This window comes from Parvibaculum sp. (assembly GCF_002684405.1).
In the GTDB taxonomy this organism is placed as follows: domain Bacteria; phylum Pseudomonadota; class Alphaproteobacteria; order Parvibaculales; family Parvibaculaceae; genus Parvibaculum.
In genome coordinates, this window is sequence record NZ_NYVD01000013.1 from 1 (window position 1) to 7,750 (window position 7,750).

6 protein-coding genes are annotated in these 7,750 nt (G+C 65.2%); 1 reads left to right on the forward strand and 5 read right to left on the reverse strand.

Translation table 11 applies throughout. The features are described from left to right. Positions 1-284 precede the first annotated feature (284 nt). From guaA to CMI59_RS01300, 5 genes are all read right to left on the reverse strand, one after another. Positions 285-1,835 carry a glutamine-hydrolyzing GMP synthase gene (guaA, locus tag CMI59_RS01280; protein ID WP_293323635.1) on the reverse strand — a complete coding sequence of 517 codons (1,551 nt, stop codon included), beginning with the start codon at positions 1,833-1,835 and terminating at the stop codon, positions 285-287. Between the two features lie 99 nt (positions 1,836-1,934). Further along, entirely contained in the window at positions 1,935-3,242 is a 1,308-nt protein-coding gene (locus CMI59_RS01285; protein WP_293323638.1) for an RsmB/NOP family class I SAM-dependent RNA methyltransferase, read from the reverse strand. 23 nt (positions 3,243-3,265) lie between these two features. Next, positions 3,266-4,735 carry an IMP dehydrogenase gene (guaB, locus tag CMI59_RS01290; RefSeq protein ID WP_293323641.1) on the reverse strand — a complete coding sequence of 490 codons (1,470 nt, stop codon included), beginning with the start codon at positions 4,733-4,735 and terminating at the stop codon, positions 3,266-3,268. 164 nt (positions 4,736-4,899) lie between these two features. Continuing rightward, positions 4,900-5,643 carry an RlmE family RNA methyltransferase gene (locus CMI59_RS01295; RefSeq protein WP_293323644.1) on the reverse strand — a complete coding sequence of 248 codons (744 nt, stop codon included), beginning with the start codon at positions 5,641-5,643 and terminating at the stop codon, positions 4,900-4,902. Beyond that, on the reverse strand, positions 5,643-6,896 hold the full coding sequence (locus CMI59_RS01300) for a Ppx/GppA phosphatase family protein (protein WP_293323646.1): 1,254 nt from the start codon (positions 6,894-6,896) through the stop codon (positions 5,643-5,645). The genes CMI59_RS01295 and CMI59_RS01300 overlap by 1 nt, the downstream gene beginning before the upstream one ends. A gap of 505 nt (positions 6,897-7,401) precedes the next feature. Here CMI59_RS01300 and CMI59_RS01305 point away from each other — a divergent pair. Further along, on the forward strand, positions 7,402-7,623 hold the full coding sequence (locus tag CMI59_RS01305; protein ID WP_293323649.1) for a hypothetical protein: 222 nt from the start codon (positions 7,402-7,404) through the stop codon (positions 7,621-7,623). Positions 7,624-7,750: the final 127 nt, after the last annotated feature.

Consider the following 7,750-nt stretch of genomic DNA (forward strand, 5'->3'; position numbering starts at 1 on the left):
GATTTCAGTCCACGGCATATCGATCTCCTGTTAGTTCGCAAACCAACAGAATCATAAGCCGCTGAAATCACACACCTCTTTTTGGAACAGGCTCTTAGAGCGGGGAGAGCTTACAAAGAATACAAAAAAAGAAATGGAACAAAAACTAACGTATTACCCGATTTTCTAATCGGTGCCCTAGCAGAAGTTCTTGAGTTCCCATTATTGACAGCAAACACCAAAGACTACGTTTCGTATTTCCCGAACATAACTATAATTTCCCCCAAATAAATTCTGCTCTTCCCTCACTCCCACTCGATCGTTCCGGGCGGCTTGGAGGTCACGTCGTAGACGACGCGGTTGATGCCGCGGACCTCGTTGATGATGCGCGTCGAGACATGGCCGAGGAATTCGTGGCTGAAGGGGTAGTAGTCCGCCGTCATGCCGTCGAGTGACGTCACAGCGCGGAGCGCGCAGACATAGTCGTAGGTGCGCTCGTCGCCCATCACGCCCACCGTGCGCACCGGCAGCAGCACCGCGAAGGCCTGCCAGATCTGGTCGTAGAGGCCCGCCGCGCGGATTTCCTCCAGATAGATCGTGTCGGCCTTGCGCAAAATTTCCAGCTTCTCGCCCGTGATCTCGCCCGGCACACGGATCGCGAGCCCCGGCCCGGGGAAAGGATGCCGCCCGACGAATTGTTCCGGCAGGCCGAGCTCGCGGCCCAGCTCGCGCACCTCGTCCTTGAAGAGCTCGCGCAGCGGCTCCACCAGTTTCATGTTCATGCGTTCCGGCAGCCCGCCCACATTGTGGTGGCTCTTGATGGTGACGGACGGCCCGCCCGCGAAGGACACGCTTTCGATCACATCCGGATAGAGCGTCCCCTGCGCGAGGAAGTCCGCGCCGCCCACCTTCTTCGCCTCGTCCTCGAAGACGTCGATGAAGGTGGAGCCGATGATCTTGCGCTTCTGCTCCGGGTCGGTCACGCCGTCGAGCTTGCCGAGGAAAAGCTCGCTCGCATCCACCGCCACGAGCGGGATGTTGTAATGATCGCGGAAGAGCGAGACGACCTCGGCGGACTCGCCCGCCCGCATCATGCCGGTATCGACGAAGACGCATTGCAGCCGGTCGCCGATGGCCTCATGCAACAGCACCGCGACGACGGATGAATCCACCCCGCCCGAGAGCCCGCAGATGACGCGGCCCTCGCCCACCTGTTCGCGCACCTTGGCGATCTCGGTCTCGCGGAAGGCGGCCATGGTCCAGTCGCCGGAGCAGCCGCAAATGCGGTGCGTGAAGTTCCACAGCATGTCGCGCCCGCGCGGCGTGTGAACGACTTCCGGGTGGAACTGCACGCCATAGAAGCGGCGGTCCTCGTCGGCGATGGCCGCGAAGGGTGCGCCCCGGCTCTGGCCGATCACCTTGAAGCCCGGCGCGAGGCTCACCACGCGGTCGCCATGGCTCATCCAGACGGGTTCCGTCTCGCCCTTCTGCGCCACGCCCTCGAAAAGCGGGCTGTCCTCCAGCACCTCGATGGCGGCGCGGCCGAATTCGCGCTCGTCATGCCCTTCCACCTTGCCGCCCAGTTGCAGCGTCATGGTCTGCTGGCCGTAGCAGATGCCCAGCACCGGCAGCCCCGCCTCGAAGACGAATTGCGGCGCGCGGGGGCTTCCCTCGCGGCTGACGCTGGACGGGCTGCCCGACAGGATGACGCCCTTCGGCCCGAAGCTCTCCCACATCTCCTCCACCTTGTTGAAGGGCACGATCTCGCTATAGACGCCGCTTTCGCGGATACGCCGGGCGATGAGCTGCGTCACCTGGCTGCCGAAATCGATGATGAGGATGCGGTCTTCGGTCATAGGCATGTTCCGGGGCAATACGGGGGAAGGCAGATTATGGATGGCGATAGACCATCATAGCGAAAAGCGGTCAAGCGGGCGCGGAGGCAAGGCACGGGGTCAGGCCCTCCGCCGCAGGATGGCGACGAAAAACCCGTCCGTGCCGCTCGTCGCCGGGCTGAGGCGCAGCGCGATGCCGGAAAGGCTCGCCGGGCGCGGCAGGTCCTCCGGCCAGTGTTTCGTCCAGGGCTCCGCGGCAAAACCCTCATGGGCGGCGAGGAAGGCGGCCACCCGGTCCTCGTTTTCCGACGGCAGCAGCGAACAGGTGACATAGACGAGCCGCCCGCCGGGTTTCACCAGCGGGGCCGCGCGCTCCAGCACTTCGGCCTGCGCCGCGCGATAGGCGGCGAGCTTTTCCGTCGTCAGCCGCCAGCGCGCATCGGGGCTACGGCGCCAGGCGCCGGTGCCCGAGCAGGGCGCATCCACGAGAACGAGGTCGGCCCGGCCCGTCAGCTCGGCGAGATCCGGGTCCGCCTCGCCCGGTACCCAGGGATGCAGCGGCATGGTCTGGATGTTGCGGCAGCCCGCCCGCTGCGCCCGGGGCATGAGCGCCTTCAGGCGGCGCGCCTCCAGATCGCAGGCGAAGATCTGGCCGTGATTTTCCATCGTGGCTGCCAGCGCCAGCGATTTGCCGCCGCCGCCCGCGCAGAGATCGACCGCCTGTTCGCCCGGCCTGGCGCCCGCCAGCAGGCAGGCCAGTTGCGAGCCTTCATCCTGAATCTCAACAAGCCCGTCCCTGAAGGGTTTCAAGGCGGGCAAATTGGCTTTCTTCAAAAGCCTTATGGACCAAGGGGATAGGCTTCCTTCCTCAACCTCGACGCCAGCCTCTTTCAGCGTCGCCAGCGCCTCTTCACGCGATGCTTTAAGCGTGTTGGCGCGCAAATCCGTCGGCGCGCGGTCCATCAGCGCGGCCAGTTCCGGCTCCAGCCGCTCGCCGAATGCGTCCTCGAATTCGGGCTGCAACCAGTCAGGATAGTTGAGGCGGATATGGGGGGCGGCCTCCGGGCCGGGCAGCGCGGCCGCTGTCAGCGCGGCGGCCTCCTCTTCGCTCGCTGGCTCCGGCGCGTACTTTTCGCCGGTCATCAGGGCGAGCACGGCGTCGGCCTCTTCCCCTGCGCGCAGCGTCAGCCAGCCCGCCGCCATCAGCCGCGGCGTCGCCTCATGCGCGGGCGCGCCCAGCGCATGTTCGAGTTCCGCCTTGTGGCGCAGCACACCATAGACGATGGCGCTCACCGCCGCGTGGTCCTTCGAGCCTGCATAGCGGCTTGCCCGTGCCCCGTTCTCGAAGATGCGGTCCGCCGGCGTCTCGCTGCGGAAAATATCGACCAGAATATCGATCGCGGCGGAAAGCCGCGCGCCGGGGGTCATGACCTATTTGGCTTTCGGCTTTCTCAGAGGCTGCTGCCGCCGGGATAGTTGGGGGCTTCGCGGGTGATCGTCACGTCATGGACATGGCTTTCGCGCAGCGAGGCCGACGAGATGCGGACGAATTCGGCCCGTTCCTGGAAATCCTTCACCGAGGCTGCGCCGGTATAGCCCATGGCGGCGCGCAGGCCGCCCACGAGCTGGTGGATCACCGTGCCGACCGGGCCCTTATAGGCGACCTGGCCCTCGATGCCTTCCGGCACCAGCTTCAGCGTGTCTTTCACATCCTGCTGGAAATAGCGGTCGGCAGAGCCCACCGCCATGGCGCCCACCGAGCCCATGCCGCGATAGGCCTTGTAGCTGCGGCCCTGATAGAGGAAGACCTCGCCCGGGCTTTCCTCGGTGCCCGCGAAGAGCGAACCCAGCATGGCGCATTCCGCGCCCGCCGCGATGGCCTTGGCGAGATCGCCGGAAAACTTGATGCCGCCATCGGCGATGACCGGCGTGTCGGTCTTCTGGGCCGCCTCCATCGCATCCATGATGGCGGTGAGCTGCGGCACGCCGACACCGGCCACGATGCGCGTGGTGCAGATGGAGCCCGGCCCGATGCCGACCTTCACCGCGTCGGCGCCCGCGTCGATCAGCGACTTCGCGCCGTCGCCGGTCGCCACATTGCCGGCGATCACCTGCGTGGAATTGGAGAGCTTCTTGATCCGCTCCACCGCCTCGGCCACGCGGGCGGAATGGCCATGCGCGGTATCGACCACGATCACATCCGCGCCGCCGTCGATCAGCGCGGCTGAGCGCTCATAGCCCTCGTCGCCCACCGTGGTGGCGGCGGCGACCCGCAGGCGGCCCTGCCCGTCCTTGGCCGCATTGGGATGAAGCTGGGCCTTCTCGATATCCTTCACCGTGATGAGGCCGACGCAGCGATAGGCGTCGTCCACCACCAGCAGCTTTTCGATGCGGTGCCTGTGGAGAAGCTTCTTGGCCTCGTCCTGGCTCACCCCGTCATTCACCGTGATGAGATTTTCCTTCGTCATCAGGTTGCGGACGGGCTCGATCATATTGCTGGCAAAGCGCACGTCGCGGTTGGTGAGAATGCCGACGAGCTTGCCCGTTTCCGGCTCCACGACCGGGATGCCGGAAATCCGGTTGCGCTCCATCAGGTCCAGCGCTTCGGCCAGCGTCGAATCCGGCCCGATGGTGACCGGGTTCACCACCATGCCGCTTTCGAACTTCTTCACCTGGCGAACCTGCTCGGCCTGCGCCTCGATGGTCATGTTGCGGTGGAGGACGCCCATGCCGCCGGCCTGCGCCATGGCGATGGCCAGCCGCGCTTCGGTGACGGTGTCCATCGCCGAGGAGATGATCGGGATGCCGAGCTGGATGGATTTGGTAAGGCGGGTGCGGGTTTCCGCCTGGCTGGGCATGACCGTCGATGCCGCTGGCAACAGCAGAACATCATCGAACGTCAGAGCATCGCGGATTTTCATGCCAACCTCCTGTCGGGGGGCCGTTTTCCCGAATGAAAAACGAGCCTGCCTGCCTTGTGTTGGCGCTGGTTCTTAACACCGAAGCGGGGATATGCAAAGCGCTTCTCGCCGCAATGCGGCACGACATTCACGTAAAGGGCAAAAGCCGGGCGGAGGCCTCGGAATCAGGCCTCTTCCACCTCATCCGCACCCTCTCCCCGGCCCTTGAAGCCGGTCGCCAGCACATACATTTCCGACGAATCGGCGCGGCTGGCCTTGGGTTTCACGTGCCGCACGACCGTGAAATGCTGCTTCAGGAAGGCCAGAAGCTCGTTTTCCGTGCCGCCCCGGAACACCTTGGCGATGAAGTCGCCGTCCTCGTTCAGCACCTCGATGGCGAAATGGGCCGCCGCCTCGCACAGCGCCATGATCTTCAGATGGTCGGTCTGCTTGTGGCCGGTCGTATTGGCCGCCATGTCCGACATCACGACATCGGGCAGCCCGCCCAGTTCCTTGATCAGGCGCTCATCCGCGCCCTCTTCCAGAAAATCCATCTGCAGGATGGTGGAACCCGGCACCGGCTCCACTTCCAGAAGGTCGATGCCGACCACGGCCCCTTGCGCCTTGCCGGGCTTTGTCCCTTCCCCGGTCGGCGCCTTCACGCGCTCCACCGCCACCTGGCACCAGCCACCCGGCGCCGCGCCGAGGTCCACCACGCGCTGGCCGGGTTTCAGCACGTGAAACTTGTCGTCCATCTCGGTCAGCTTGTAGGCCGCGCGCGAGCGCAAGCCGTCGCGCTTGGCGGCCTGCACGTAAGGATCGTTCAACTGGCGCTGCAACCAGCGCGTGGATGAGGTCTTGCGGCGTTTCGCGGTTTTCACCCGCACCTTCAGACTACGGGCGCCGCTGCCCTTCTTTTTCTCGACCATTACTCGCTACTCGCTTCCGTCGCATTCGCTGCCGGGCCCTGCTGCCGGTTCGCCTTCTGCTTGCGCCGCCGTCGCCTGCGCCGTCGCCGCGCCTTCGATGCATCGGCGTCCATCATGGAGAGCAATATGCCCTCCCTGAGGCCCCGGTCGGCAACGCGCAGGCGCTGGCTCGGCCAAGCCTCGGCGATCGCCTCGAAGATGGCGCAGCCCGCCAGAACGAGATCGGCCCGTTCCTCGCCGACGCAAGGATGCCCGGCGCGGCTGTCATAATCCATCGCGATCAGGTCGCGCGTCACCCGGTGCACATCGCCCGGCGACAGCCAGATCCCGTCCACCACCGTGCGGTCATATCGTTTAAGGTCCAGCATGACGCCCGCGATGGTGGTCACGGTGCCGGACGTGCCGAGAAGGTGGAAAGGCGGCATCGCCCCGTTGCGCGCTTCTTCATGCCAGTCCGCCATGCGCGCCGCGAAGGGCTCGAGATGGCCTGCGACCTCCTCGACCATCTCCCGGTAGATATCCTCCGACACATCCTCGCCGCCATATTTTTCGGCCAGCGTCACCACCCCGTGGGGCAGCGATATCCAGTCCGCGATCCGCGGGCGCGCAGGCTCCGCGCCGTCATCGCCGGGCCGCTCGATCTCGACCCAGATGAGTTCGGTCGAGCCGCCGCCAATATCGAAGACGAGCGCCGCCTCGCAGTCCCGGTCAAGCAGCGGCGCGCAACCGGCCAGGGCAAGCCGCGCCTCATCCTCGGTCGAGACGATTTCGAGCGAGAGGCCCGCTTCCCTTTTCACCCGCTTGATGAAATCCGGGCCGTTATCCGCCGCGCGGCAGGCCGCCGTCGCAATAGCGCGCGCCCGGCCGACGCCGCGCCGCTCCATCTTTTCGGCACAGATGCGCAGTGCTTCCACCGCCCGGTCCATGGCCTGATCGCTCAGACAGCCATTGGCGGCCACGCCCTCGCCCAGCCGGACGATGCGCGAGAAGGCATCCACCACCTTGAAGCCGTCGGACGTGCGCCGGGCGATCAGCAGGCGGCAATTATTGGTGCCGAGATCGAGCGCGGCGTAGAGCTTTTCCCGGCCGCCCGCCGCCCCTCGAGTTCCGGGTGCACCGCGCCTGTTCCGGCGCCGCTTTCGGCGGGCCGTGCGCGATTTCGTCTCGCTGTTGCCGGTATCGGATTTGCCGTCGGTCTTGCCGCTCTCGGACGCGGCATTCTCGGGCGCAGCTGTCCCGGATGCGGCGGCCATTGCAGCCTTGCCGCCGCGGCCACGCTTTCCCCGGCGCTTGCGACGGCGCGCGGGCGCGGTTCCGGTGTCTTTTCGGGCGGCATCCCCGCCAGCCTGTCCGCCCTCGGCCCCATTGGGACCGGGATGGAAGGATGGCACGGATTGCCCGGCGGCGGGACGTGATGCGCCCCTTGCACCGCCTTCATCGTCGTGTTGCACGCGATCCTTAAAATCCGGGAAGCAGCAGTACCGGCGCCCCCTCACAAGGCCCCGATCGCGCTTCGAACACCGGATTCCCTCTGTTCTCAGTTGAGGCAAGTCTAGCAGCTTGGGGAAAGCGGTAAAGCCGCGCGTTCTGAGCCTGGGAAGAGAGGCTGGCTGGGGGACTAGGATATGATGTCACCCTTCAAGTAAGCCCTTATTCCGCCTTTTGTTTTGGCACCGTTCGCGAGATGTGGGAACAATTGTGTGAGCATTCGCGGGCGCGTTCAAGGGCCGGGTCAGAGCAATTTTGGGGAGCCGGACTATGCAGGACGACGACAAGGACAGACAGGACCACTGGATCACCAAGCCGATCCCCAAGGTCATCCGTGGATGGGCCACGTTCCTCGCTCTTGTGGCCTTTTCGGGAGGCGTTTGGTCACAACAACCCCAGCTTGCGCCAGTCGACGCGGCCGCCATTCAGTTCTTCTTCTGCGGGATCGCGTGGTTTTTGGGGGGCTATTTCATGGACGAGCGTAGCGAATAAATTCGGCGCAAAAATCTGTGGGGGCATATCCATACGGCTGAAGCGCCGTTACCCCCGTACGGACCCTCGCGCGTCCCCTGAAGAGAACCGTCCGGGTACCCTCATATCATCCAACTGGGTGCCCCCC

What these genes read in the sequence shown, in the direction of transcription:
- CMI59_RS01305 (WP_293323649.1), top strand. Translation starts at nt 7,402, where the DNA reads ATGCAGGACGACGACAAGGACAGACAGGACCACTGGATCACCAAGCCG.
- guaB (WP_293323641.1), bottom strand. Translation starts at nt 4,735, where the DNA reads ATGAAAATCCGCGATGCTCTGACGTTCGATGATGTTCTGCTGTTGCCA.
- CMI59_RS01285 (WP_293323638.1), bottom strand. Translation starts at nt 3,242, where the DNA reads ATGACCCCCGGCGCGCGGCTTTCCGCCGCGATCGATATTCTGGTCGAT.
- CMI59_RS01295 (WP_293323644.1), bottom strand. Translation starts at nt 5,643, where the DNA reads ATGGTCGAGAAAAAGAAGGGCAGCGGCGCCCGTAGTCTGAAGGTGCGG.
- guaA (WP_293323635.1), bottom strand. Translation starts at nt 1,835, where the DNA reads ATGACCGAAGACCGCATCCTCATCATCGATTTCGGCAGCCAGGTGACG.
- CMI59_RS01300 (WP_293323646.1), bottom strand. Translation starts at nt 6,896, where the DNA reads ATGGCCGCCGCATCCGGGACAGCTGCGCCCGAGAATGCCGCGTCCGAG.